Genomic DNA, 24,520 nt, shown 5'->3' on the forward strand with positions numbered 1-24,520 from the left:
GCATTGATTGTTTTCTATTTATTCTGAATTACACCATGGAAAAAATCCGTACCCAAGACCTTAAACGCACGCGCGCAGCCACGCGCTCAACCATGGTTAGCGTAGTCGTCAACCTCATTTTATCGCTGCTCCAATTACTCATCGGGTTATTTGCCAAGTCACAAGCCTTAGTCGCCGATGCAATTCACTCCCTTTCCGATTTGGTGTCAGATGGCATTGTGTTAATCGCTAATAAACACAGTGCCAAAGGCCCGGATGAGAACCACCCCTACGGTCATCGGCGCTTTGAGACCGCCGCCACGTTAGCTGTTGGTGTCATTCTTTTACTGGTCGGAGCAGGCATGCTCTGGAATAGTTTTAGCAAACTACAAAACCCAGACCTGATTGAAAAAGTACACCTCATTGCCCTACCGGTCGCTATTATTGCCTTAGTCGCCAAAGAACTCCTATTTCGCTACTTATTACGGGTAGCCAAAAACGTACGCTCCACCATGCTTGCCGCTAATGCTTGGCATGCTCGCTCTGATGCGGCCTCTTCTTTAGTTGTTGCAATCGCCATTGTTGCTAATGTAATGGGCTTGCCCATTGCTGACCCGCTCGCCGCTCTAGTGGTTGGCTTAATGGTATTTAGAATGGGCTGGCGTTTTTCTGTGGACGCTTTTAAAGACTTAATGGATCAGGCCGTAGACGATGAAACCGAAGCTAAAATTAAACAGTTAATCCTAGAAACACCGGGGGTACTTGGTCTGCATGATCTGAAAACCCGTAAGCTCGGTGATATGATTTGGGTAGAAGTGGATTTAGAAATGAATGGCCAACTCACTATCTACGAAGGTCATGATATTGCTGAAGCCGCACGTAAGCGTGTGATGGAAGCTTTACCCGTATTAGATGTCATGACGCACTTTGATCCTGTAGAACACTATCAATCCTCAAAATGAACACCTCTACTGCTATTGATGAGTTTATTGCTGGGCGAGAAAGCTGGGGGCAAGAACAGCCAGCCCACCACCGCCATATTATTACCCTGTTTGGGTTATTTGGGCGTCCAGCGGGCAAAGCTTTTCCTGTTGCCGCCATTGTGCATCTTATTCATTTATTAGGTGCAGAGCCATCTAGCATACGCTCTTCGATTTCCCGCTTGAAAAAAAAAGGGGTTTTGGTCAGTAAAAAAACCCATACAGGTAACGGTTATGCCCTAAATGAAGAGCTAGAACCCCATCTTCAAGCAGGGGATGTACGTATTTTTACACCGACCTCAGCCAGTATTGGTGACCCCTGGCTCTTGGTCTCATTTTCAGTACCCGAAACCGAGCGCAAAAACCGTCATAAAATTCGTACAGGCTTATCACGTATTGGCTTTGGGGCGGTGGCCTCGGGCCTATATATAGGTCCAGCCCGTCTCAAAGCCGAAATCTCGGCCTATGTACGCGAACATGGGCTCTGGGACTATATGAATTTTTTTATTTGTCAGCCCAGTGGTTTAATGGATTTAAAAAACAAAATCCCTAAATGGTGGGACCTAGACGCCATAGCCCACGCTTATCAAGGTTTTGTGGATCAATATCAACCCGCTATTGCTCTATGGCAAGACAAAGTCAAACAAGGCCAAGTAGACCATGCAGAAGCCTTTAAGCTTTACTTGCCCATGATGACGCAGTGGCGTCGGCTGCCTTATTTAGACCCGGGCTTACCCGCGGAACTGCTGCCCCAGAACTGGATAGGGTTTGCAGCACGTAAAGTCTTTAATGACTTATATCGTTTACTGCAGGCACCCGCTACCCAGTATGTCATGCCGCTTATTACAGCTTAATCGTTGTCTTGCCCCCGCACAAAATCCACCAGATGCGTTCGCCATTTTTGCGACTCGGCTTCAAAAATCTCTGGGCTCAAGCCCTGTAACATAGGAGCATCAGCCCAATCCGCCCAATTACCAAACTGAAAAGGCAAATCAAAACAATGCCCACTATAAAAACCAGCAAGTGGGCTCTCTAGGGTAAAAGGCTGAAATACAACCCGTTTACCTTGGGCGCTTAATGCCTGCGCATACTGATAAGGAAAACGCTGAAACTGACGCCATGACGAGGCTTTTACAATCTGTCTGTAAGGGGTTAAACCCGATGCGGCACCCGCGTACTTGCCCTGTTTTTTTAACACAGGCGGTAAATCCTGCAATGACCAATGCTGTAACACCTGGTCCACCTGCTCTTGGGTTACGGTTTTGTAATCATCCCTGTCAAAGAAAAATGCAGAAGACTCATCCGCCGTGTAGCGAATATACCAAGCTTGAGCATGACTATGCTGCGCCGCCCACTCCGGCTCCAGAAAAGCAGGAGGAATATCAGGCCCTTCTGTAGGTAGAAAAGCAGAAGGAGCATAACCCAACTGAAATGGGTGCTGCGGTAAAGCCTGCATGCCTAGACGAAGAAGCGTTGTGGCAGAGCAAGCCAAAACATCCACGCCTGTCTGATTCATCCCATGCCAAACCGTTTGCTGCTGCGACACCGTCCAGGGCGCCCTTGTCCCCATACTTAGTAAAGCCACGCGATCGATCATGCCCTTGAACTCTGGCAAAGTCGAGAGTAAATGCGCATACCAGCCCCCTGCAGACTGCCCTGCCACACACAAGCGAGTCGGATCCCCCCCAAAGCCAGCAATGTGCTTGACCACCCAATGCAAACCTAGACGTAAATCATCAACGGGTAACGACCCTATTGCTGTGGTTTGTGCATGAGCTAAAGCACCAAGTCTATAGCTGACATTCACAACAACAATTCCCTGCGCAGCTAAACGCGCACCCTCGTACCATGGCATGGCACCGCCCCCAGTCAGCCAGGCGCCCCCATGAATAAAGACCAGCACTGGTAAACGCTCTGCCTGTGCAGGGGCCCAAACATTAACAAAAAAAGCATCCTCTGACTGGGGGTTAGCTTTAGCTGTTCCCATAGAGCTAGCTAAACGGCTCGGCAACTGCGGAAAAATGGGCACATCATGCAGCTGGCTCACTGCCAGCTGTCCCGACGCAGGGACAGCCGGTTGAAACCGTTCCGTGAGCTGCGCAAAGCGCACGCCATACCAACCATTTACCGTAACACCATCCAATACTTGCGAGGCGGATACTTGTGGGGAAAAAGGGCTAGGGCTCATAGCTTAGTGGAAATAAAAGGGGTCTCGGTGATAGCATTACCATGCAGCTCGTACCCCATAGGAGCCGTAATGGACGCATGGCGAGTGCCTGTATTCACATCGCGCCACATCCGCCCCAATACACTGTTCTCAGCAAAAGCGGCCGTACCGTGTAACCAACATAACTCATTCATGGCTGCGACAAGCTCATGACCAGCATGTCCAATACCAGCTCGGTGCCGCGCTCTTTGCTCTAAAGGCATTGGCTCATGCCCAGACGCCGCACGATCAATGGCCGCTGCGGAGCGCTCTAACAGCAACCGAGCCCCATCAATTTTAATACTTGTCGCACCCAGATTTTGTACAAACGCCCCCGAGTCAGACTGCTTTGTATAGTGTGTATACGTAATGCCGCGCTTATTAGCTAAGCCTGCCGTGTAATCAAACCCTGCATACGCTGCACCAACCGATGGGGCTTGAATGGTCGTAGACATGGTTAAATGCGGTGTTAAGCGTCTACCAAACGTTTCTTGCGCTTCGCGCTCGGGGTCCATGCCCATTAATGCTTCAAACGTAATGACTCGGTTATGCGGTACCCACAAGTCTTCTGCAATCATCGTATTTGATCCTGAGCCACGCATACCTATGGTGTACCACGTGTCTTGAATTTCAAACTCATCACGACGCATTAACACAAAACCCACTCGAGAGGTATCAGGGTCCTCGGCACTACGCTTGATATATAAAATGCCTAATGCCCAATGTGAATGATTACTATTCGAAGCAAAAGGCCATTTTCCTTTAATGCGCCACCCCTGTCCATCAGGCACCGCAGTTCCTTGAGGCTGAGCAAAAATAGAAGCAGAGCGTATCGGCCCATTCGCAAAGACTTCATCAAGCACTGCATCCTCATAGCGGTTCGTCAACATGACGGAGCCATTAGAAATCACCACACACCACGCGGCACTGGGATCGTAATAGCCAATAGTTCGCGCCACCTCAAAGAGCATTTGCGCCCCGCCCTCATAGCCACCATAACGCTTCAATGTAGAAATATCCCAAGCACCTATTTGCTCCAGCGCCTCGACCGAGGCTTGGGGCAATAGACGCTGACGATCGGCAACCACTGCCTGCTCTCTAAGCAAAGGGCCAATTTCGTGTACCCGCTGCACCATTTGCTCTACTTCTTCACGCGCAGGTGGCTGTGACATAACAATTCGATTATCAGTGGCTAAAAGCGACATTATCTTCCCCTAATAAAAACATGCAAAATATATACGACCGTCTGTTATATGCAATATTAGAACAAGATAGACAGATTCTATTACTATGGTTTTCCCTCAAATCTTTATTTATCAGTAGACCCAACTCCCCTTTAAGCATAAAGGTTTTCCCTAGGTTTGTTGCTATTTTCTGTTGATCGCACAATACTTGCACTATAAACCTATTAAAAACCTGTTTACTTTGAGCGCAATCGTTTTGGCATGAAGGATAAAGATATGACTGGAGACCACCACTTTGATCAGGCCCAACTACGCGAAGCTTTTGGACTGTTCCCATCGGGTGTAGCCGCTATTGCCGCACAACATGACCATGCACCGCACGTGATTGTGGCCTCTAGCTTTTCTGTGGGTGTTTCTTTACAACCACCTCTAGCGGCTTTCTTTGTTCAGAAGCACTCCTCTACTTGGCGCTTTTTACAACATGCGGAACGCCTAGGCGTATCCATTCTGAGTTATGAGCATGCACAGATTTGCCGTCAATTGGCAGGACAAGATAAAAACCAGCGCTTCGAAGGGGTGGATTATCACATCACAGCAACGGGTGCCATTCAACTCGCAAAAGCCCCCATTTGGTTTGAATGTTCTATTTACGATGTCCATCCTGCGGGGGACCATCTTTCTGTACAACTACTAATTCAAAAACTGAACATACAAAAAGACACCACCCCACTGGTTTATCATCAGTCACGCTTTTTCCCCTTAGACGCCACCACGACCGCCTTATCGGCCTAAATGTAATTTTATTATTGATAAATAGGAGACCGTCCCGTGCTAGTAGAACGTATCGAAGGTAAATGGATTGCTGATTTTGTAGAGGTTTTTCAATTATGCCAAGTCAAACCCGGTGAAAGCGCGGCGATCTTATCCGAATCCCAATCACGCCCTATCTTGCCTCAGCTAGCGGAACTGGCGCTTAGCCAACTGGGAGCGCAAGTCTTTCATATCACAATCCCATCACCCCGTAATCACGAGGCTGTACCCTTACGTTCTACAGGCACCTCGCTGGCTTTAGCTAATCACCCTTCTGTCATACAGGCATTAGCGCATACTTCCTTTGTCGTGGACTGCACTGTAGAAGGGTTATTGCATGCCGTAGAAAGAAATGCGCTATTAGCTCATGGTGCACGTATTATGATGATTAGTAACGAGCACCCAGAAATTCTTGAGCGTGTTAAACCCAGCCTAGAAGTCCACAAAAAAAGCCAAATCGGCGGGCAAATGATCAGTACTGCCAGCACCATGCATGTTAGCTCTGCAGCCGGCACCGACTTAACCGTGGATTTAACAGATGTTGTAGGAAGAGGCAGTGCAGGCATCGCCGATAAACCAGGCAGCTTTGGGTATTGGCCTGCCGGTCTTTGTATTTGCTACCCAAGCAACGGCAGCGTCAATGGCAGGGTCGTCTTAGACCGCGGGGATCTTAATCTAACGTTTAAGCGCTATCTGGAATCCCCCGTCACGCTCCATATAGAAAACGATTTTGTGGTGCATATTGAGGGCACAGGCGTGGATGCCGAGTTGATTCGCTCCTATTATGCCAACTGGAAAGAACCCGATGCCTATGCCGTCAGCCATGTCGGCTGGGGTATGGCTCCCGCAGCACGTTGGGACGCCATGGTCATGTATGACAAACGTGATACCAATGGCACCGAACAACGTGCTTTTGCAGGCAACTTTTTAATCTCTACGGGCGCTAATCCTGCCGCGAACCGTTTTAGCTCATGTCACTTTGATTATCCCATGCGTAACTGCACGGTGCGCTTAGACGATACGATTGTTGTGAAAGAAGGGGTGTTGCAAGGAGAGCTGGCGTAACCTTTTGCTTAAGCGTTTTCTTTAACCGCCTTTTTTACTATTCACCTTTGTATGTCTACTCGATATCGACTACTTAGCTTTCATCAAAGCCAAAGCTCAAGGCCTGCGTTTCTATCTCAAATGCGCAGCGCAACACATCAGCGCGACATGATATTACGCGCCACTTCTGCCCACGCCCTGCAATGGCGTTACGCTAGTGTTAAGACGGAGCACAGTGCCTTACCCAGCATCGCCCACTGGGTCAATGAGGTTGATTTTGCATCGCTTGCCCATGCCCATGCGTGGGCTGATGAAATTAAGCAGCTACCGATTTTGGCCTCGAGCTTAGTGTTCTACGCCATCGGAGAGGTGCTGATACCAAAACAACCCGATAACCACTCCACCCCACCGCTTTTGGTGTTTCGCTTTGCCAAAAAATCCGCTTTGCTGAACCATACCCAATTTAGTCAATACTGGCGTGACACCCATGCGCCCATAGCTTGTGCTAGCCCACATTTACAACGCTATGAACAAGTCCATACCATCGCGTCATCAGATTCAGCATGGCATTGGGACGGCTTTACGGTTTCGTGTTTTAATGGCATTGAGGAAATGCATCAGCATGCACAACACCCAGCAGGACAAGCAGCGGCATACGATACAAAGCATTTTTTAACGCCAACCGCCCAACCCTATGTGGTGAGCCACAAAGAAGGACAAATTCAGCTGGGTTAAGTAGGAAGATTAAGAAGATGGAGCGGGTGAAGGGGATCGAACCCTCGTCTCGAGCTTGGGAAGCTAGCGTTCTACCATTGAACTACACCCGCACTGATGATGCCTGCTAAAATAAGCAGTTAATTCAACCATTATAGCGCAAAGCCAACTAATTGCATCATGAATTCTGAAAAAAACCCAAAAAACTTTGGTCATATTAAAAGTTTTGTCTCTCACCGTGCCCACATGACGCCGAGTCAGCGCGATGCGTTTGAGCGACTTATGCCTGTATGGGGGCTTCCCTATCAGGATCACACCCTTGATCTCGAAGCCACCTTTAAACGCCAAGCCCCTACTATTCTTGAGATTGGCTTTGGCATGGGGGAAACAACCCTAAAAATCGCTCAAGCCCGCCCCGAGGATAATTTTCTCGGCGTGGAAGTTTTTCCTTCTGGTGTGGGTGCTTTACTAAAGCGCATCGAAGAACACCAGGTCGAAAACATTCGTATTATCCAACACGATGCGGTTGAAGTCCTGCGCGATATGATCTTGCCCGCTACACTTGCGGGCGTGCATATTTATTTCCCTGACCCGTGGCCTAAAAAGCGTCACCATAAGCGGCGCCTAATCCAGCCTCCATTTGTGCAACTACTAGCAAGTCGCCTAGCTCCTGGTGGCTACATTCACTGCGCTACAGATTGGGAAAACTATGCAGAGCAAATGTTAGAGGTCCTCTCGCAAAGCCCGCTACTTACCAATCAGCATGATGGCTTTGCCCCCCGTCCAGACTATCGCCCTCAAACTAAATTTGAGACCCGCGGGCTACGTTTAGGTCATGGCGTATGGGATTTGATCTTTACCCGAAACCAACACCCCAATCCCGACACCCTCATCTTGGAGAAATAGATGAACATCATTCTCAATGGTAAAAACCACCAAAGTCAGGCTGCAACCGTTTTTGAGCTCATCGAAGAACTCGGCTACGTGGGAAAGCGTATTGCCGTGGAACTTAACGGTGAAATTGTCCCCAAAAGCCAGCATGCAACCACGGCCTTAAACGAAAATGACCAATTAGAAATTGTCGTAGCAGTCGGGGGAGGCTAAGCGTCTCTAACAATCATTAACAATACCTCTGTAACACTTTTAACACAGAGTGCGCATAATAGTAGGTAATGGCGTTTTCACTAACGCCCCACCCACAATTAGGAGTCCATAATGAGCGTTTTTAGCTTTTTAAAAAATGTTGGCGCCAAAATCCTAGGTAGCTCTGATACCACACCTGCCACCCCCGATGAGCTCAAAAAAGAACTCGCCAAACACCAGCTCGATGCAGAGGGCATCGAAGTACAAGTCGACGGCGACAAAGTCACTGTAACAGGCCCCGCCGCCTCTACCGAACAAGCAGAAAAAATCGTCCTCGCTCTGGGCAATACCATGGGTGTTTCCTCCGTCGAGAACAAACTAGATGTTGCCCAACCTGCTGCCGAAGCGCGCATGTATACCGTAAAATCCGGCGACACACTATGGAAAATTGCCGAAGAAATGTACGGTAAAGGCAATGGCGCCAAATACAATGTCATTTTTGAGGCCAACACGCCTATGTTGTCCCACCCAGATAAAATCTATCCTGGACAGGTTTTACGTATCCCTGAACTTGGCTAATTTTTGTTTTACCCCTCGGATTTCAGGTGTAAAAAAACCCCAATCGTCTAAAGCGAACTGGGGTTTTTTATTAAAGGGCAGCCTTTAGCGGCGACGCTTGCCTTTGCCTTTGCCACGGCCACCACGCCCACCGCCTAGCAGGCCGCCAAGCCCACTCATCATGCCACCGCCCATGCCGCCCCCGGCTAAACCACCCAAACCGCCTAGGCCACCCATGGCGCGCATCATTTTTGCCATACCGCCGCCCTTCATCTTTTTCATCACACCTTGCATTTGCTCAAACTGCTTTAACAGCTGATTGACCTCTTGGACGGGCACGCCCGCTCCCATTGCAATACGCCGTTTGCGCGATGCTTTGATTAGCTCCGGTTTGGCGCGCTCTTCGGGCGTCATCGAATTAATGATGCCCTCGGTGCGACGAATGTGCTTGTCTGCTTCACCACCTTGTAATTGCTCGGCTGCAGAAGCAAATTGTGCGGGCAGTTTTTTTAGTAATGAGCCCATATCGCCCATTTTTTTCACTTGTTGAAGCTGATCTTTAAAATCATTCAAATCAAACCGGTCACCCGCTTTGATCTTTTGGGCCATTTTTTCAGCTTCAGCAATGTCAATATTGCGCTGAGCTTGCTCGACCAAGCTCACAATATCGCCCATACCTAAAATGCGCTGCGCCATGCGCTCTGGGTGAAAAGGCTCTAGACCATCTAGCTTTTCTGACACCCCAACAAACTTCAGAGGCTTGCCGGTGATATGTCGAACAGATAGCGCCGCTCCCCCACGCGAATCACCATCTAGCTTAGTGAGTACCACCCCGGTTAATGGCAATACCTCGGCAAAAGCTTTAGCCACATTCACCGCATCCTGCCCCTGCATGGCATCCACCACAAACAGGGTTTCAATGGGATTCACCGTGTCATAAAGCAGGCGTATTTCCTGCATCATGGCCTCATCAATACCTAAACGACCGGCCGTATCCACAATCAACACATCATAGTGATGGCGACGTGCATGATCCACGGCGCGCAGAGCAATCTCTTTAGGTTGCTCGGAAGAGCTGGAAGGCAAAAAATCCACGCCAACCTGTGCCGCTACGGTTTCCAGCTGATCAATCGCGGCGGGGCGATACACGTCCGCACTCACGACCAGCACTTTCTTTTTGCCCGTTTTACGGCCATTTTGTACATGACCGCCATCGGCGAGCCATTTAGCAAGCTTACCCGTTGTAGTGGTTTTACCCGCCCCTTGAAGCCCTGCCATTAAAATAACAGCAGGAGGCTGGGTGGCAAGGGATAACTCAGCGGCCTGCTCGCCTAAATCCCCTCCCATTAAGCTTGTCAACTCTTTATGAACCATCCCGACCAAAGTTTGGCCAGGGTTAAGAGAATCAGCGACTTCTTGCCCCAATGCCTGCTCTTTGACGTTCGCAATGAACTCTCGCACCACGGGCAGCGCTACGTCCGCTTCTAAAAGCGCCATGCGGACTTCGCGCAGCATCTCCTGCGTGTTAGATTCAGTCAATCGGGCTTGTCCACGCATTGTTTTTACAACACGTGCCATGCGCTGGGTAAGATTTTCAAACATAAGTCTGGTTTCGCTTAAACTATAGAATAGAGGAGACAGATTAAATATGGTTTACTGTGGCATCGTGCCTGAAAACTTTTACCTACCCTGTCAATAAATATGTCTGCAAGTATAGTATTTCATGGATTGGCGGCCATCGCCTATGCTGTATTGGCTTTGTCGTTGTGGCTGCCTATACAAAAATACCAACGCTCTCCAAAATTAGACCGTACTTTTAGAGCCGGCCTATTAGCCGCTATTATCATCCATGGTACGGGCTTGTTGTTAACCATTATTTTGCCACATGGGCTACATATTGGCTGGGCTTTAGCCCTATCCGCAGGGCTCTGGCTAGGTATGGTGGTATTTTGGTTTGAAAGTTTATATCTGCGGCTAGATAGTTTGCTGCTTATATTACTACCTACTGCCGCCCTCGTCAGCCTTATTGCCACCTTATTCCCAGAAGGCATTGTAGTCCATCATGCCAACAGCGAATGGCTACGTGTGCATTTACTGATCGCCTTATGTGCTTATGGCCTGGCAGGCGTAGCCGCTATGCATGCTATTTTAATTACCGTATTAGACCGACAGCTGCATCGTCCCGTCCAGGCTGCCGGTCAGCAAAACACATGGTATCGTGCATTGGACAGTATGCCCCCCTTAATGGTCCAAGAGGATTTACTCTTTAGACTGATTCGTATCGCTTTTTTTGTCCTAACCCTTACCGTAATCACAGGCATGGTTGTATCATTACGGTTAGCGAATCAGCTTATCCCTCTAGACCACAAAACCCTCTTTACCTTGCTTTCTTGGGTAACCTTTGGCGGGCTACTTATCGGGCGCCAGCTTCGTGGTTGGAGAGGGCGTATTGCACTTCGCTGGACGCTGGTGGGGTTTAGCTTTTTACTATTGGCCTATACCGGCAGCCGTTTTGTGTTAGATGTTATTTTACAGAGAGGTCCTTTTGGCTAAATTGCTGTTGTGGGTGGTAGTCATTATTGCAGCCCTGCTTGTCACTCGAATGATTACCCATAAAAAAACACTCGGGCAACGCCCTAAAAAACCCGTTTCTCGACACCAAGCCGAGCCCATGGTACGCTGCGCCCATTGCGGTATTTATCTTCCTCGCTCCGAAGCTCTAATGAGCAATGATCACACGTGGTGCAGCTTGGACCACGCTAAGCTTGGTCCCCGTCACTAATGCGTTATATCGATCGTCACGGCTGGCTCTGCCCCCAACCAGGCATACGTCACGCCCCCTCGCCTAATGCAAATGCTCGCCCTTCCGGCGTCGATCCTTATTTATTGGTGATTCACAATATCAGCCTTCCCCCCAATCAGTTTGAGGGGGACGCCATCATTCGTTTTTTTCAAAACCAGCTAGATTTTGATGCCCACCCATGGTTTGAACACATACGTGGGGTTCAGGTCTCGGCTCACTTTTTAATTCGACGAGATGGTGAAATCATCCAGTTTGTTTCTACCCTAGATCGGGCCTGGCATGCTGGGCAGTCTTTTTTTCAGGGAAAAGAAAACTGCAATGATTTCTCTATCGGTATTGAGCTCGAGGGTACCGACACCATCCCTTACAGTGATAGCCAATACGAACGCTTAGCCTGCCTGACCAACATACTGAGCCAGCGCCACCCGCTGCGAGCTGTCTATGGCCACGAGCATATCGCACCAAAGCGTAAAACGGACCCTGGCCCTGCTTTTGACTGGTGGCGCTACGCTAAGCTTTGTCAGCTGCCTTTGCGTTGTTTTGCGCTCGACTAATATGCGTCCCCCAAACAATCACGCTGTATAGCATCCAGGTTATGACACCCCGCTAAAGCCATTGTCACCTCGAGCTCTGTGCGCAAAATATGTAGCACATGCGCCACCCCTGCGGCTCCTGCAGCGGCTAACCCATACATATACGGGCGGCCAATCAACACCGCTTTTGCACCAAGCGCTAAAGCAATAAACACATCTGTACCACGCCGAATCCCACCATCAACCAATACCGGTATCGACGCCCCCACAGCCTGCACCACAGCAGGTAAAGCCTGTAATGGCGTAGGAGCAGTATCCAAAACACGCCCCCCATGATTAGACACCACAATACCCGCAGCGCCTATTTCCAGAGCCTGTCGTGCATCACCGGGGTGCAGTATGCCTTTTAAGAATACAGGCAAGGGGCAATCTTGGATAAACTCCGCCACCTGTGCCCACGTTGGTGCCGTCTGCAAAAAACCCGTACCAAACAATGGACTTTGCCCCGCTTGCGACACCAAAGCTGGCTGCGGTGCAAAACCACGTAAATTCACTGCCTCCACCCCTGCAGGCAAACAAAACTGGGCTCGCTGCTCTCTGTTACGTACCCCATTAACTGGCGCATCCACCGTTAATACGATTGCCTCGACACCTAACTGCACCGCCTGCGTTAATAAGCGTGCGCTCGCTTGTTGATCTGGTTGCCAATACCATTGCAGCCACTGCGGGCCAGGTGCTTGAGCAGCCAAAACGGCTAAATCCGTGGAAGACTGCATACTAACCACAAAAGGGGTTTGCATTGCCGCCGCCGCTAAAGCGGTGGCTAGCTCGCCCTCGGGATGCGCCAAGCGCTGATAAGCGACAGGCGCTAAGAAAATAGGATAAGCGTATTCTTTCCCTAACAGGCTCACTCGGGTATGGGCGGCAGTTAAATCACGTAAAACGCGTGGCCAGATCTGATAACGCTGATAAGCCGATTCATTACGGTGCAATAAACGCTCATCGGCCGCCCCCCCTGTTAAATAAGCCCAAGCTTGGGGCGTCATACGTGCCTGAGCATAAGAAATATAATCAGCAACCGTCACAATCTCTGCCGGAATCTGACTCAAAGGTGCTAAAGGAGTCGTCATCACAGCTCCGCCCACTCACGTAGTAGGTTATGGTAAACGCCACTTAATACCGCAAGCTGCGGATGCTGGCTATTCGTGGCGGCTATCGCTTGAATACTCTGATCCAAATCCCACAACATACGTCGCCGGTGCGCTTGGCGTACCATACTCTGCGCCCAAAAAAAGGAAGCCAGCCTCGTGCCAGCAGTTACTGGGTTCACTCTATGCAAACTGGTCCCTGGATACACCACCATATCGCCCGCATTTAATTTAATCGACTGTGTCCCATAGGTATTTTCAATCACCAGCTCTCCCCCCTCGTATTCATCGGCATCGCTCAAAAACAAGGTAGAAGATACATCAGTGCGTAAACGCGCCTCTGTGCCCGCAATAGGAAAAATAGCGTTGTCAATATGATTCCCATACGTACCACCCCCCTGATAGCAATTAAATCGAGGGGGCAGTATTTTTGCAGGCAAAGCCGCCGCAATATAAGTGGGGTTATTTTGCAAAATATGCAGTAAAAACTGCCCCACTTGCAAACCTACCGGACTGGTTAGCGGTAACTGTAGATTAGCTTTAACATGTTGTGCTAAATAGCCGGCTGTTTTTTTTCCGTCCTCCCATTCAGCGCTGAATAATGCCTGTCTACAATCTTGCACCTGCTCAGGTGTTAAAACATGTTTAATGGTGATCAGCATGGCTTTCCCTTAATGCAAAAGCCGCCCCAGATGGGGCGGCGTCTATGCGGTATCAATGCACGATTTACTCAAAGCGGTAGGTCGCATTCAACATATAAGAACGACCTGGCCCCACATTCGCAAATAATCCCACATGCGAAGCATCATACACCCGTGTGTTAGTGATGTTATTGACATTAAACTGGAGATTAAAGTTTTTAGTCACATCATAACGCACCATGGCATCATAAACCGTGTGCGATGGGAGTTGTAATACGTTAGCATCGTCAACAAAACGTTTACCCACATAAGTCACACCACCCCCAACGGTCCAATCAGGCTGGACTTTATAGGTTGTCCACAAAGAGGCGCTGTTTTTGGCAATGAATTTAATTTGGTTGCCATCATAAACGGCTTCTTTATTGCGGTATTTTTTGATCTTAGGATCTAAGTAAGTATAACCTGCCCAAATATCCCACTTGGGCGTGATCGCGCCTGTGGCACTCAGCTCCAAGCCGCGAACCCGATTGCTTCCAGATAGCGAGACATCCCCCGTAGCCGGATCGGTAGAACGCGCATCCGTTTTATCGGTCTGGAAAACCGCCGCGGTCAACGACAAACGCTCGTCCATCACATCCCATTTTGTACCGAGCTCCCAAGAACGACTTTTCTCGGGTTTTAAATCATGCAGTTGTGCCCCGCCCGCTGGACCATCGGCTCCACCAGCCTGCCCAAAGTTTTCCCCCGCTGGGTTAGCTGAAGTACCGTAGGACAAATAAATAGCACCATTTTGAGCAGGCTTATACACCACCCCCGCCTGATAGCTCCAAATATTGTCATCACGAGCAATATGTTTCTTTGTATCAGCGACTTTAAACTTATCGTAGCGCACGCCCCCATTCAGTGACCACTGATCATTTAGCTCAATCGTGTCAAAAACATACAGGGACTGCGTTTTGATATGGCCATCTTTTAGTTTAGGGCCGTAATTAATCTGGCTGTTATATTGACGATGAGGATTCGGATGCCAGAACGAGTCGGTATCCCCGCCTGGGCCGCCTTCCATGGCTTTAGAGTAAATTTCTTCCTTGCTGAACTCTAAACCAGCCGCAAAATTATGCTTTAGTGACCCCGTAGTAAAGGAGCCAAACAAATCCGTCTGATTGATCAAGGACTCACTTTTACGCCAGCGCATACGATCCGCTCGGGTAAACTGCAAGCCAGCGTCTTCAGTAGCACAAGAACCACCCGCACCCGCGGCACAATTATCAAATGAAGGACGCGTATAAAGGTAGTGGTTTAAGCTTGTGCCGTAGCGGTATCAAATTTATTTTCACGAAAATCCACCCCCGCACGGCCGTAGTAGTTATCACGATCCACCTTAATGGGAGTGACACGATCTGGATTTGCCGCATTACGGAAAGGAATCCCCCAATCTGGGGTATCTTTGTTTTCAATATGCGCGTAGCTAAGAGTCACACGTGTAGGTGTACCCAAACCGAAAGCAATAGAGGGCGCAACCCCCCAACGATCCATTTCTACTTCGTTACGCCCAGGCATATCCCCCCCTGTGCGCATCAGGTTCAGACGCACGGCCCCTGTGTCCGAAAACACGTAGTTCCCATCCAGCGTTAAGCGATGTTGACCGCCATTGCCCACACCAGCTGTCGCTTCCGCAAAATCCTCTAGCTTAGGCGATTTGGTCACAAGGTTGATGCTGCCGCCGGTGCCCCCGCGCCCCGTGTATGCTGAGCTGGGTCCTTTTATAACTTCGACAGACTCTAGATTAAAGGTTTCGTGGGAGCCACGCGCATAATCGCGTAGCCCATCAATAAAAATGTCCGTGCTGGCTTCGTAACCACGAATAAATGGACGATCGCCCGTAGGGGTACCGCCCTCGCCAGAACCTAACGTAATGCCAGGTGTGGTGCGCAGCACATCTTGTAGCGAGGTCGCGCCGCGATCTTTAATCACCTCTTCAGGAATCACATTGATAGTACGTGGTGTGTCTAACAACGGTGCCGTCATTTTAGGCGAAGTCACCTCATGCGTTTGGTAGCCATCGATTGCCTGCCCCTGTACAGAAATAGTTTGTAACTGCTGTACCGTTGTATTTTCTTCGGTTTGTGCTATGGCAGGCATGGTTAGTGCACTGCAAATAGCGGTATACAGCATAGACTGACGAAACGATATCACCGTTTGACGGGGGTTAGACATGAGGCTTCTCCTATGAGCGAAACAAAGCATTTGTATAAATCGTGACAAATGATAATCATTATCATTAGCAAACGCAAATGGAATTCGATTCGCTCTCTTTTTGTTGTGAGTAGCCAACAAAAAAGCGGTGCCTAAGCACCGCTTTAATCACTATATAATTATTTGAAACTATTGTTGTAGCAACAAACGATTCAAGCGCTGAACAAAAGCGGCAGGCTCATCCAATAAAGCCCCCTCTGCGAGCATGGCTTGTTCTAAAAGCAAAGTAGCCCAATCTTCAAAATCCGCCTCGTCGACCTCGCTAATACGACGCACTAATTGATGATCCGGATTGATCTCTAGAATTGGCTTCACATCGGGGGTAGGTTGGCCGGCGGCTTGCAACATGCGCAGCAAATGTGGACTCATTTCATGCTCATCCACCACCACGCAAGCGGGCGAGTCCACCAACCGCCCAGTGACCCGCACTGATTTCACTTTTTCTCCTAGCGTTTTCTCAAGACGCTCCACTAGCGGCTTGAATTCCTCAGCGACCTTTTCTTGCTTTTGTTTTTCCTCTTCATCGGCCAGCTCTGCCAAATCTAAACCACCTTTGGCTACGGATACCAATGTTTTCCCATCAAACTCGGTAAGAAAAGACAGCATCCACTCATCCACGCGCTCACTCAGCAGCAAGACTTCAATGCCCTTTTTGCGGAATACCTCTAGGTGCGGGCTGTGTTTAGCTGCCGCGTACGAATCAGCGGTAACGTAGTAGATTTTGTCTTGCCCCTCTTTCATGCGCCCAATGTAATCGCTCAGTGACACATCCTGCACACTGCTGTCATTGTGGGTGGAGGCAAAGCGCAATAAGCCAGCAATGCGCTCTTTATTTGAGGTGTCCTCGCCTACCCCCTCTTTAAGCACTTGACCAAAAGTCTGCCAGAACTGTGTGTATTTATCTGGCTCGTTTTCGGCCAAGTCCTCGAGCAAAGAAAGCACTCGGCGTGCGGAGCCATCACGTATTGCACGTACATCTCGACTCTCTTGGAGAATTTCTCGTGAAACGTTTAAAGGCAAGTCGGCCGAGTCAATGACCCCACGCACAAAACGCAAATAATTCGGTAACAGCTGCTCGGCATCATCCATAATAAAGACGCGCTTCACATACAACTTGACACCACGTTTTGCGTCCCGGTCCCATAAATCAAACGGAGCGCGCTTCGGAATATAAAGTAACTGCGTGTACTCGGTACGCCCTTCAACACGGTTGTGGGTCCAAGCCAATGGATCTTCAAAATCGTGCGCAATATGTTTATAGAACTCAATATATTGCTCATCTTCGATGTCGTTGCGCGCACGTGTCCACAACGCATTGGCTTGGTTTACGGTTTCCCATTCATTGGATTTGATTTGCTCTTGTTTTTCAGCATCCCAATCCTCTTTACGCATCTGAATGGGCAAAGAAATATGGTCCGAGTAGCGGCGTAAAATAGCACGTAAGCGCCAGCCATCGGCAAACTCAGCATCTTCTTCACGCAAATAAAGGGTAATAGCGGTACCGCGGTCCGCTTTTTCGGCGGGCGCTACACGAAAATCCCCTTGACCCTCAGATTCCCATAATACCCCTTCGGTTTCTGGGGTACCGGCGCGACGGCTCAGCACCGAAACTTTTTCAGCCACAATAAACGACGAATAAAACCCAACCCCAAACTGGCCAATTAACTGGGCATCTTTTTGCTTGTCACCGGTGAGTTGACTAAAAAACTCCTTAGTTCCCGAGCGGGCAATGGTACCTAGGTTTTTCACCGCCTCATCGCGGCTCATACCGATCCCATTATCCGAAATGGTAATAGTGCGTTGCTCTTTATCGTACTCCACACGAATACGCATCTCGCCATCGCCTTCGAGCAAATCTGGATTATCGATGGACTCGAAGCGCAACTTATCGCACGCATCCGAGGCATTAGAGACCAGCTCGCGCAGGAAAATTTCCTTATTGGAGTACAACGAGTGAATCATCAACTGTAAAAGTTGTTTGACCTCTGTTTGAAAACCAAGGGTTTCCGCATTTTGTTGTTCGACTTGACTCATGATGACTCTTTCTAAACAAGTGGGTTAATCACATTGCTTAGCTAAATGGGGGTGATTCGATACATTTCAAGGCTACGTTATACTGTAGGCTTCAATGGGTAGCTGCAACAACAATAAAAAGCGCACCCTCCTATCCCTCTTGATTCATCCATAAAACCATGAAACAGGTCATTCAAGAACAAAACGCGCGCCCCATTAAAATCTGGACTCATGACATTGATCCAGCTGCACTCGAGCAATTAAAAAACATCTCTAAACTCCCCTTTGTTCATAGCCATGGGGTTGTCGCCATGCCGGATGTACACGTAGGTATTGGTGCCACCGTGGGCAGCGTGATTGCAACGGATAGCGCCGTAATTCCGGCGGCCGTTGGTGTGGATATTGGCTGTGGCATCAATGCGGTGCGCCTCTCACTCAAAGCCACTGATCTGCCTGACAACCTCGCCCCTATCCGCCACCAAATTGAACGTGATGTGCCTTTAGGAGCAGGAGGCGCGCACAAACATAAGAACATGCCAAAATTTGATCCCGAGCTGGCACAGCGCCTTCAGCAAATCACCACCAAACACCCGCGCTTAGAAAAAAATAACGCCCAAAAACAAATCGGAACGCTAGGTTCAGGCAATCACTTTATTGAAATCTGCTTAGATCAAAATGACGATGTCTGGGTCATGCTGCACTCAGGCTCACGTGGCATTGGCAATCTGATTGGACGCTACTTTATCGAAAAAGCTAAAAAGCGCATGGAAGCATTTGGTATCCAGCTCCCTGACAATGATTTAGCTTACCTACCCGATGACAGCGATGATTTTAAAGACTACGTAGAAGCAGTCCAATGGGCTCAAGATTACGCTTTTGAAAACCGACGTGTCATGATGGAAAAAACCATCGCCGCCATGCGCCGTCATATAAAAAAACCGTTTCAAATCACCCAAGAAGCCATTAACTGCCATCATAATTACGTCGAGCAAGAGAAACATTTTGGCCGCAAATTGTGGGTGACTCGCAAAGGGGCCATTCGTGCTCGCGAGGGCGATCTGGGTGTCATTCCAGGCAGCATGGGGCAGCGCAGCTACATTGTACGTGGCAAGGGGAATCTTGACTCCTATTGCTCTTGTGCCCATGGGGCGGGGCGTAAATTTAGCCGTAGTGCTGCACGCAAACATTTTTCTGTAGACGATTTACGCGCACAAACCGAAGGCGTGGAATGCCGCAAAGACGCCGCCGTCCTTGATGAGCTGCCAGCCGCCTACAAAAACATTGACGAGGTCATGGATAATCAAAAAGACCTCGTCGAAGTGCTACATGTTTTAAAACAAGTGGTATGTGTTAAGGGCGCTTAAAAATCCACTGTCATGCCAACAAAATAACGGCGACCATCTACCGCATGTGCCTGTGGAATATAATGGCCGTGGCATCACTATTTATATCGTCTTGGGTGATAAGCACATACTTAAATACTTAAGTAGTAACATGGATAATGCGTTTGCTGAGGAAACGGCTTCACGCAGTTGAACGAAAGTATCGAGGTCTACTACTTGAAGAGAGTCAACACCTAAGCTGTTTTATACAACTAATTGTTGCGCTAACAAAGGGTCCAGCCCTAGTTTTAGCTTTCAGCTGCCAGAGCCTCACTAAACAAGTCTCAATAGGCAGGACTGCTGCTACTTAAGGCAGCAATGATATGTAGTTGAGCCTCGTCATTAACCCAGCAAGCGGTGCCCAACGACCTGAAAAGGGTGTCGATAGTTGAATGCAGAGTAGAAGATACGGTTAATCGAGTATAAAGCCCTACACATCCAGTGTCCACGAATACAGCCGTGTTCGGCATTACACATCCGATAGAAGTGGCGGAAAAGGCGCTGCTTAAGAAGTGAAATGGTTGTTGGGTAGCGATTGAGCGCCGAGGGCTAGAGCTGACCGAGCCTAACAGAATTTATCGAATGCACGTGATTGGCTGGATGCCCATCAGCAGATGAATAATGTGCAGCAATGGAGCAAGTTGAATGCGCAGTTTCATAACTGTCTATATACACCTTCAATAAGGTAAGTTAATTTGTAAACACGTGACCGAAGCGGCTGAACATGAACGCTCTTATCAGGCACATTTGAAAATGCTAACAGCCTATAAAGACGGTTATGCAACCCGTGCTGCGAACTTGTTACATAAGGTAACCCTCAGGAACGTCCCACATCATGCATTAAGCCTGTTTGAAATACAGGTGTACTCTGCATGCATCGACAGGATCAGCCCTCAATATGCTGTTGACGTATTGGATGTGAATCCCACTGGCAAATAAGAGTTCAATAATGCGAGGAAATACCATTGGCCAATAATGAGCAAAGACCAAGCAGGCATCGATCAAGTTTAGCAGTCCATCACCGCGGCGCCAATGAAGCGTACCTAGAGTCGCTCAACCTTATCAAAACTATTCATATACTTACTAAGCGACCAAATGCAATGCCCCATTAAGATAATCCGCCCACCCAGATTGGCGCAAAGTGTCTGCAGTTAGATATGCACAAAATTGGTATAAGTAAGGCCTGATTACTGATCTTTGCCCAGCATAACAGCCTTGAAATACAGTCATTGCACTTAAGGGTAAATCCAAATAGGAATGCCTTCAAAAAATGGCAGGCACAAAAAGACACAGCGCACATTAAGGATAACCGCACCATACGCACAAAGGTAGTGGTGGGTGATGCAGAAAGCAAAATGGCGTGTAGAACATTCTACACGCCATTTTGTCCTGTTGCTAATTGCTTACAGACCCAGCTCGTCTGCAATATAACGTGCAATGGGTATAGCACCTGTTGCAGCAGGAGACGGCGCATTCAAAATAGCGGTAAGGCCGCCTGAATGATTAATCAAAAAGTCATCCACTAAGGAACCATCGGGGCGTACGGCTTGAGCGCGGTTAGCGCTGCGGTAAACACGTAGGTCAGACAAGATCACAGAGGGACAATACTTACGCACAGCATCCAGATAGACTTGCTTGAACAATGAGCTTTTAAGCTCATTCCAGACGGCACGTGGGTGTTTGGCTAACATTTTCCACAGACCAGAGTAGCTCAAGGCAGACCACGCGTCGCGCATGTCTACACTGAAATGACTGTATTTTTCTCGCGCCAAGGCCAAAACAGCGTTGGGGCCTACGGTGATAGTGCCATCAATCATAGGTGTAAGGTGTACTCCTAAAAATGGCAAGGTGGGGTCGGGTACGGGGTAAATCAGACTGTGTACAACGTTGTTTAGGTGTGGTGGCAACACAAAGTATTCGCCACGAAACGGCAAAATCCTAATGCCTGGGTCCAGGCCCAGCATGCGGGCAACGCGGTCCGAAGCTAACCCCGTACACGCAATAATGTGCCCTACTTTGATATGCTGATTACCGGCTTGTACACTGTAGGCCGAACCCACTTGGGAGACGGATGTCACCGGGGCGTTAAGCAGCACCGTGCTGCCCGCGTTTTCTACATCGGCCAGTAAAGCTTTGGTGATGCTCGCGTAGTCAGTAATGGCAGTTTCTGGAATACGTAGTGCGGCCAACCCAGTAATCGCGGGCTCTAACCTACCTAAGTCAGCTTGGGTAAGTTGTTCGGTGTGCACCTCGTTTTCGATGGCGCGCTGCTCAAGCTTGTACAGATTTTCTTGTTCTTGAGGTGTCGTTGCTACCAACAGTTTGCCGCGAGCTTCATAGCCAATATTACGGGCTGCACAGAAGGCTTTGATTTCACCTAACCCTTCTCGACAAAAACGCGTTTTTAAGCTACCGGGGGTGTAGTACACCCCAGAGTGCACTACGCCACTGTTGCGGCCTGTTTGGTGAAACGCCGGTTTGGCTTCTTTCTCGGCCACCAACACTCGGACTTGGGGGCGGCGTTTGACGATTTCAGCAGCCAGCGCAGATCCAACAATGCCTGCGCCAATAATGAGGTAATCGTATTTCATAGGTGGGAGATTCCTGTGACATTCTTTGTGCTTAGCTTTGGCCGCGCATGGATTCCCAACGTCGTCGTGTGGGCTGCATGTGTTCTACGACAAGATGGGCCAAGGTGGTGCGGTCTTGCTGCTCAATGGCATTTACCATGGCTGCGTGCTCAGAAGTCGCTTGTTCTAACCACTGTCTATCGGTCATACCGTAAGAGCGTATGGGGTTAGATGCCTCGGTGTAAAAAGCAATGGCTTTGCACAGGGTTTCATTGCCGCACAGCGCAAAGATCTGGCGATGGAACTCATCATTCATTTGATGAATAAGCCGAGGATTCGCCCCAACCGATACGGCTGCTGCGTACTGTATGTGTAACGTTTTCAATGCATCTAACTTGGCAGCAGGCACAGGAAACGGCATGATCATGACGGCTTCTTTTTGCAGTAAAGCGCGCAGGTGGTACAGCTCTTCTACTTCTTGAGTTGTGAAGTCTTTAACGCGGGCAGAACGAGAACGTGGTTTCACCACGATTTGGCGCGCCACCAGTTCTTGAATGGCGGCGCGCACAACATGACGTTTGGCGTCAAAGCGTGCCATCAACATGTCTTCAATCAACTCTTGATGAGGCCGCAGATGGCCGAAAATAATATCGGCCTCCAGTTCTTGGACGATTAGCTCTACAGAAGATGGGGCAGGGGTTTCAGTACTCATCGGACAATCAATTCCAGCGTCGAGGGTTGGTTCCAGATCCAGCCGTGTGGTGTGCGATGCAGTTCAGGAAAATGTCCTGGCACGACAATGTCGGCGTTATCGGCGATCCACTGCAGTGTTTTACTGGATTGGCGGCCTGGGTCATATTCATTAGCAGCCGACAGTGTAACCAGTTCGCGGTAGGTTTTACAGGCATCGCCCGCTAAGACTACACGTTTATTTTCTGGGTTTACAAAGTGCAATAGATAGCTGCCTGTGGTATGACCGGGGGCTTGTCTATAGAACAGGCCGGAGGCCAGCTCACCTTCAGGCTCGTGGATGAGTTGCAGGTTTTGGCGCTGCAGGTATTCGTTCATGCCCTGACTGCCAAACACATCTTCAGAGGGAGGATGTTGGGAATAGGCCCATTCGGCCGAGCTGACGTAAATGGTGGCGTTAGGAAATAGATCAATGTTGTTGATGTGATCGAAATGCAAGTGCGACAAAAACACTGTTTTGATATCAGCAGGTCTAAGGTTGCGTTCTGCTAACGCACTCAACAACAGCAGTCGGGTGGAGTGATGGCCGGTATCAAACAAGATAGGGCTGTGGCCATCTACATTGACTAACACCACAGCCGAAAAACCAAAGAATCCACCTTTAAAACTGAGACAATTTCCTTCAACAAGAATGTCATGTTGCACAGTCATTTGCTCTCCTTATTATGATGACTTACCAATTATCAATATTACTATCAATATCTATATATTTACTCTAGATTTTGTCTATTTTAGGGTTTATTCTAATATATACATTGCATTTAAAGCATATTACACTACGATTCATATTATCAATAATATTATTAATAATATTAAAGATCGACTTTCCATACAACGGAGGAACCATGAACGCCTATAAAAGCATGGTCGCAGGTGCAGCATTGGCCCTAGCCTGCGCCACTACATATGCAGCAACAACGTGGCAGATGGCCACCCCTTATCCTGATGTTAACTTCCACACTCAAAACATCCAGCAGTTTGCTAAAGATGTGGAAACTGCCACAAACGGCGAGCTGAAAATCAATGTGCACCCCGCGGGTTCATTGATCAAGCACCAGGAAATCAAAAATGCGGTTCGTTCGCGACAGATAGAAATGGGTGAGTTCATCATTTCTAATTTGGCGAATGAGAACCCTATGTTCGCGTTGGACTCCATACCATTTGTAGCGGTCTCTTTTGATGACGCAGCCAAGATGTACGTGGTGTCCAAGCCTGAACTGGAGCGCCTGTTGGGTCGCCAAAATCTGAAAGTATTGTTCTCGGTAGCGTGGCCTCCACAAGGGCTGTACACTGATCGCCCTATCGAAAAGATAGAAGATCTGAAAGGTATTAAAATGCGCGCGTACAGCCCGCAAACCGAACGCCTAGCACAATTGGCGGGTGCGGTGCCTACACAAGTAGAAGTGCCTGATTTAGCACAAGCATTTACCACAGGCCGTGTGAACGCGATGATTACGTCCACTTCTACTGGTGTGAACACCACGGCGTGGGACTACCTGACGCACTTCTATGATGTGGCGGCATTCTTGCCTAAGAACATTGTGGTGGTGAACCAGCGTGTGTTTGATGGCTTGGATGAAGCCACTCAGAAAGCGGTGTTAGATGCGGCTGCTGCTGCAGAAAAACGCGGTTGGGAAATGGCTGAAGCCGATCACATTGCACAGCGTAATGTATTGGAACAGCACGGTATCAAAGTGAGTGCAGGCTCTGATGAGCTGAATGCTGCCCTACATAAAGTGGGTGAGCAGATGGCAGCAGAGTGGGCGAAAGAAGCCGGCGACGAAGGTGAAGTCGTGCTTGAGGCTTACCGCGCAAACTAACTTCTGACTGTAATTCGCCAGCGCAGTAATTCCTGCGCTGGCACCT

The 24,520-nt window shown here is 48.9% G+C and carries 23 protein-coding genes, 1 tRNA gene and 1 pseudogene; 13 read left to right on the forward strand and 12 right to left on the reverse strand.

From position 1 onward, the window contains the following. The first annotated feature begins 35 nt into the window (after nucleotides 1-35). The gene (locus ABD980_RS06550; protein ID WP_345370474.1) at nucleotides 36-941 is read left to right on the forward strand and encodes a cation diffusion facilitator family transporter; all 906 of its coding nucleotides are present in this window, start codon (nucleotides 36-38) and stop codon (nucleotides 939-941) included. After that, nucleotides 938-1,813 (forward strand): PaaX family transcriptional regulator, encoded by an 876-nt coding sequence (locus ABD980_RS06555; RefSeq protein WP_345370476.1) that lies wholly within the window; start codon nucleotides 938-940, stop codon nucleotides 1,811-1,813. Before ABD980_RS06550 ends, ABD980_RS06555 begins: the two co-directional genes overlap by 4 nt. On the opposite strand, the gene ABD980_RS06560 is transcribed toward ABD980_RS06555, so the two are convergent. Beyond that, entirely contained in the window at nucleotides 1,810-3,147 is a 1,338-nt protein-coding gene (locus tag ABD980_RS06560) for a carboxylesterase family protein (protein WP_345370478.1), read from the reverse strand. The genes ABD980_RS06555 and ABD980_RS06560 overlap by 4 nt on opposite strands. Beyond that, a complete protein-coding gene (locus ABD980_RS06565) occupies nucleotides 3,144-4,337 on the reverse strand; it encodes an acyl-CoA dehydrogenase family protein (protein ID WP_345370480.1) in 1,194 nt (397 codons plus the stop codon). Before ABD980_RS06565 ends, ABD980_RS06560 begins: the two co-directional genes overlap by 4 nt. 288 nt (nucleotides 4,338-4,625) lie before the next feature. Here ABD980_RS06565 and ABD980_RS06570 point away from each other — a divergent pair, with 288 nt between their 5' ends. The 3 genes from ABD980_RS06570 to ABD980_RS06580 are packed head-to-tail and all read left to right on the forward strand — an operon-like array spanning nucleotide 4,626 to nucleotide 6,938. Continuing rightward, nucleotides 4,626-5,141: a flavin reductase family protein gene (locus tag ABD980_RS06570; RefSeq protein WP_345370482.1), complete on the forward strand. Its 516-nt coding sequence runs from the start codon at nucleotides 4,626-4,628 to the stop codon at nucleotides 5,139-5,141. 36 nt (nucleotides 5,142-5,177) lie between these two features. Beyond that, entirely contained in the window at nucleotides 5,178-6,224 is a 1,047-nt protein-coding gene (locus ABD980_RS06575) for a 2,5-dihydroxypyridine 5,6-dioxygenase NicX family protein (RefSeq protein ID WP_300647320.1), read from the forward strand. Nucleotides 6,225-6,275: 51 nt separating this feature from the next. Continuing rightward, nucleotides 6,276-6,938: an EthD family reductase gene (locus ABD980_RS06580; RefSeq protein WP_345370486.1), complete on the forward strand. Its 663-nt coding sequence runs from the start codon at nucleotides 6,276-6,278 to the stop codon at nucleotides 6,936-6,938. An 18-nt stretch (nucleotides 6,939-6,956) separates the two neighbouring features. Here ABD980_RS06580 and ABD980_RS06585 read toward each other — a convergent pair. Continuing rightward, nucleotides 6,957-7,030: transfer RNA gene (locus tag ABD980_RS06585), tRNA-Gly, on the reverse strand. 67 nt (nucleotides 7,031-7,097) lie between these two features. Between ABD980_RS06585 and trmB the strand changes: the two genes are divergently transcribed. The 3 genes from trmB (at nucleotide 7,098) to lysM (ending at nucleotide 8,579) form a co-directional block, all read left to right on the forward strand. Beyond that, the gene (gene trmB, locus ABD980_RS06590; protein ID WP_345370488.1) at nucleotides 7,098-7,823 is read left to right on the forward strand and encodes a tRNA (guanosine(46)-N7)-methyltransferase TrmB; all 726 of its coding nucleotides are present in this window, start codon (nucleotides 7,098-7,100) and stop codon (nucleotides 7,821-7,823) included. Then, complete coding sequence (gene thiS, locus ABD980_RS06595) at nucleotides 7,824-8,021, forward strand: sulfur carrier protein ThiS (RefSeq protein WP_345370490.1); 198 nt, start codon at nucleotides 7,824-7,826, stop codon at nucleotides 8,019-8,021. 111 nt (nucleotides 8,022-8,132) lie between these two features. Then, entirely contained in the window at nucleotides 8,133-8,579 is a 447-nt protein-coding gene (gene lysM / locus ABD980_RS06600; protein WP_345370492.1) for a peptidoglycan-binding protein LysM, read from the forward strand. Between the two features lie 84 nt (nucleotides 8,580-8,663). On the opposite strand, the gene ffh is transcribed toward lysM, so the two are convergent. Beyond that, nucleotides 8,664-10,160, reverse strand: a complete 1,497-nt coding sequence (gene ffh, locus ABD980_RS06605) for a signal recognition particle protein (protein WP_345370494.1) — start codon at nucleotides 10,158-10,160, stop codon at nucleotides 8,664-8,666. 99 nt (nucleotides 10,161-10,259) lie between these two features. On the opposite strand from ffh, the gene ABD980_RS06610 reads away from it, so the two are divergent. From ABD980_RS06610 to ampD, 3 genes are read left to right on the forward strand one after another with little or no spacing between them, the layout of a single operon-like run. Beyond that, nucleotides 10,260-11,111 (forward strand): cytochrome C assembly family protein, encoded by an 852-nt coding sequence (locus tag ABD980_RS06610; protein ID WP_260649389.1) that lies wholly within the window; start codon nucleotides 10,260-10,262, stop codon nucleotides 11,109-11,111. Then, nucleotides 11,104-11,340, forward strand: coding sequence for a PP0621 family protein (locus ABD980_RS06615; protein ID WP_260649390.1), 237 nt, complete (start codon nucleotides 11,104-11,106; stop codon nucleotides 11,338-11,340). Before ABD980_RS06610 ends, ABD980_RS06615 begins: the two co-directional genes overlap by 8 nt. Then, nucleotides 11,340-11,915, forward strand: a complete 576-nt coding sequence (gene ampD, locus ABD980_RS06620; protein ID WP_345370498.1) for a 1,6-anhydro-N-acetylmuramyl-L-alanine amidase AmpD — start codon at nucleotides 11,340-11,342, stop codon at nucleotides 11,913-11,915. The genes ABD980_RS06615 and ampD overlap by 1 nt, the downstream gene beginning before the upstream one ends. Here ampD and ABD980_RS06625 read toward each other — a convergent pair. The 5 genes and pseudogenes from ABD980_RS06625 to htpG all read right to left on the reverse strand — a co-directional run bounded on the left by ABD980_RS06625 (nucleotide 11,912) and on the right by htpG (nucleotide 17,973). After that, a complete protein-coding gene (locus ABD980_RS06625) occupies nucleotides 11,912-13,024 on the reverse strand; it encodes an alpha-hydroxy acid oxidase (protein ID WP_345370500.1) in 1,113 nt (370 codons plus the stop codon). The two genes, ampD and ABD980_RS06625, sit on opposite strands and share 4 nt — an antisense overlap. Continuing rightward, nucleotides 13,024-13,704 (reverse strand): Fe2+-dependent dioxygenase, encoded by a 681-nt coding sequence (locus ABD980_RS06630; protein ID WP_345370502.1) that lies wholly within the window; start codon nucleotides 13,702-13,704, stop codon nucleotides 13,024-13,026. The genes ABD980_RS06625 and ABD980_RS06630 overlap by 1 nt, the downstream gene beginning before the upstream one ends. 64 nt (nucleotides 13,705-13,768) lie before the next feature. Further along, nucleotides 13,769-14,917 (reverse strand): annotated as a pseudogene (locus ABD980_RS06635) (TonB-dependent receptor); the annotation flags it as partial. A 65-nt stretch (nucleotides 14,918-14,982) separates the two neighbouring features. Beyond that, on the reverse strand, nucleotides 14,983-15,900 hold the full coding sequence (locus ABD980_RS06640; RefSeq protein WP_345370504.1) for a TonB-dependent receptor: 918 nt from the start codon (nucleotides 15,898-15,900) through the stop codon (nucleotides 14,983-14,985). Nucleotides 15,901-16,068: 168 nt separating this feature from the next. Then, nucleotides 16,069-17,973, reverse strand: coding sequence for a molecular chaperone HtpG (htpG, locus tag ABD980_RS06645; protein ID WP_345370506.1), 1,905 nt, complete (start codon nucleotides 17,971-17,973; stop codon nucleotides 16,069-16,071). A gap of 158 nt (nucleotides 17,974-18,131) precedes the next feature. Between htpG and ABD980_RS06650 the strand changes: the two genes are divergently transcribed. Beyond that, complete coding sequence (locus tag ABD980_RS06650; protein ID WP_300647316.1) at nucleotides 18,132-19,316, forward strand: RtcB family protein; 1,185 nt, start codon at nucleotides 18,132-18,134, stop codon at nucleotides 19,314-19,316. Between the two features lie 1,421 nt (nucleotides 19,317-20,737). Here the strand turns inward: ABD980_RS06650 and lhgO are convergent. The 3 genes from lhgO to ABD980_RS06665 are packed head-to-tail and all read right to left on the reverse strand — an operon-like array spanning nucleotide 20,738 to nucleotide 23,305. After that, nucleotides 20,738-21,925, reverse strand: coding sequence for an L-2-hydroxyglutarate oxidase (gene lhgO / locus ABD980_RS06655; RefSeq protein ID WP_300647314.1), 1,188 nt, complete (start codon nucleotides 21,923-21,925; stop codon nucleotides 20,738-20,740). Between the two features lie 31 nt (nucleotides 21,926-21,956). Further along, nucleotides 21,957-22,616: a GntR family transcriptional regulator gene (locus tag ABD980_RS06660; protein ID WP_300647313.1), complete on the reverse strand. Its 660-nt coding sequence runs from the start codon at nucleotides 22,614-22,616 to the stop codon at nucleotides 21,957-21,959. After that, nucleotides 22,613-23,305: an MBL fold metallo-hydrolase gene (locus ABD980_RS06665; protein ID WP_345370509.1), complete on the reverse strand. Its 693-nt coding sequence runs from the start codon at nucleotides 23,303-23,305 to the stop codon at nucleotides 22,613-22,615. Before ABD980_RS06665 ends, ABD980_RS06660 begins: the two co-directional genes overlap by 4 nt. A gap of 194 nt (nucleotides 23,306-23,499) precedes the next feature. Between ABD980_RS06665 and ABD980_RS06670 the strand changes: the two genes are divergently transcribed. Continuing rightward, nucleotides 23,500-24,474 (forward strand): TRAP transporter substrate-binding protein, encoded by a 975-nt coding sequence (locus ABD980_RS06670; protein ID WP_300647311.1) that lies wholly within the window; start codon nucleotides 23,500-23,502, stop codon nucleotides 24,472-24,474. The last annotated feature ends 46 nt before the right edge of the window (nucleotides 24,475-24,520 follow it).

Origin of the sequence: Paenalcaligenes hermetiae (assembly GCF_039543645.1) — a bacterium.
Taxonomy (GTDB): Bacteria; Pseudomonadota; Gammaproteobacteria; order Burkholderiales; family Burkholderiaceae_B; genus Paenalcaligenes; species Paenalcaligenes hermetiae.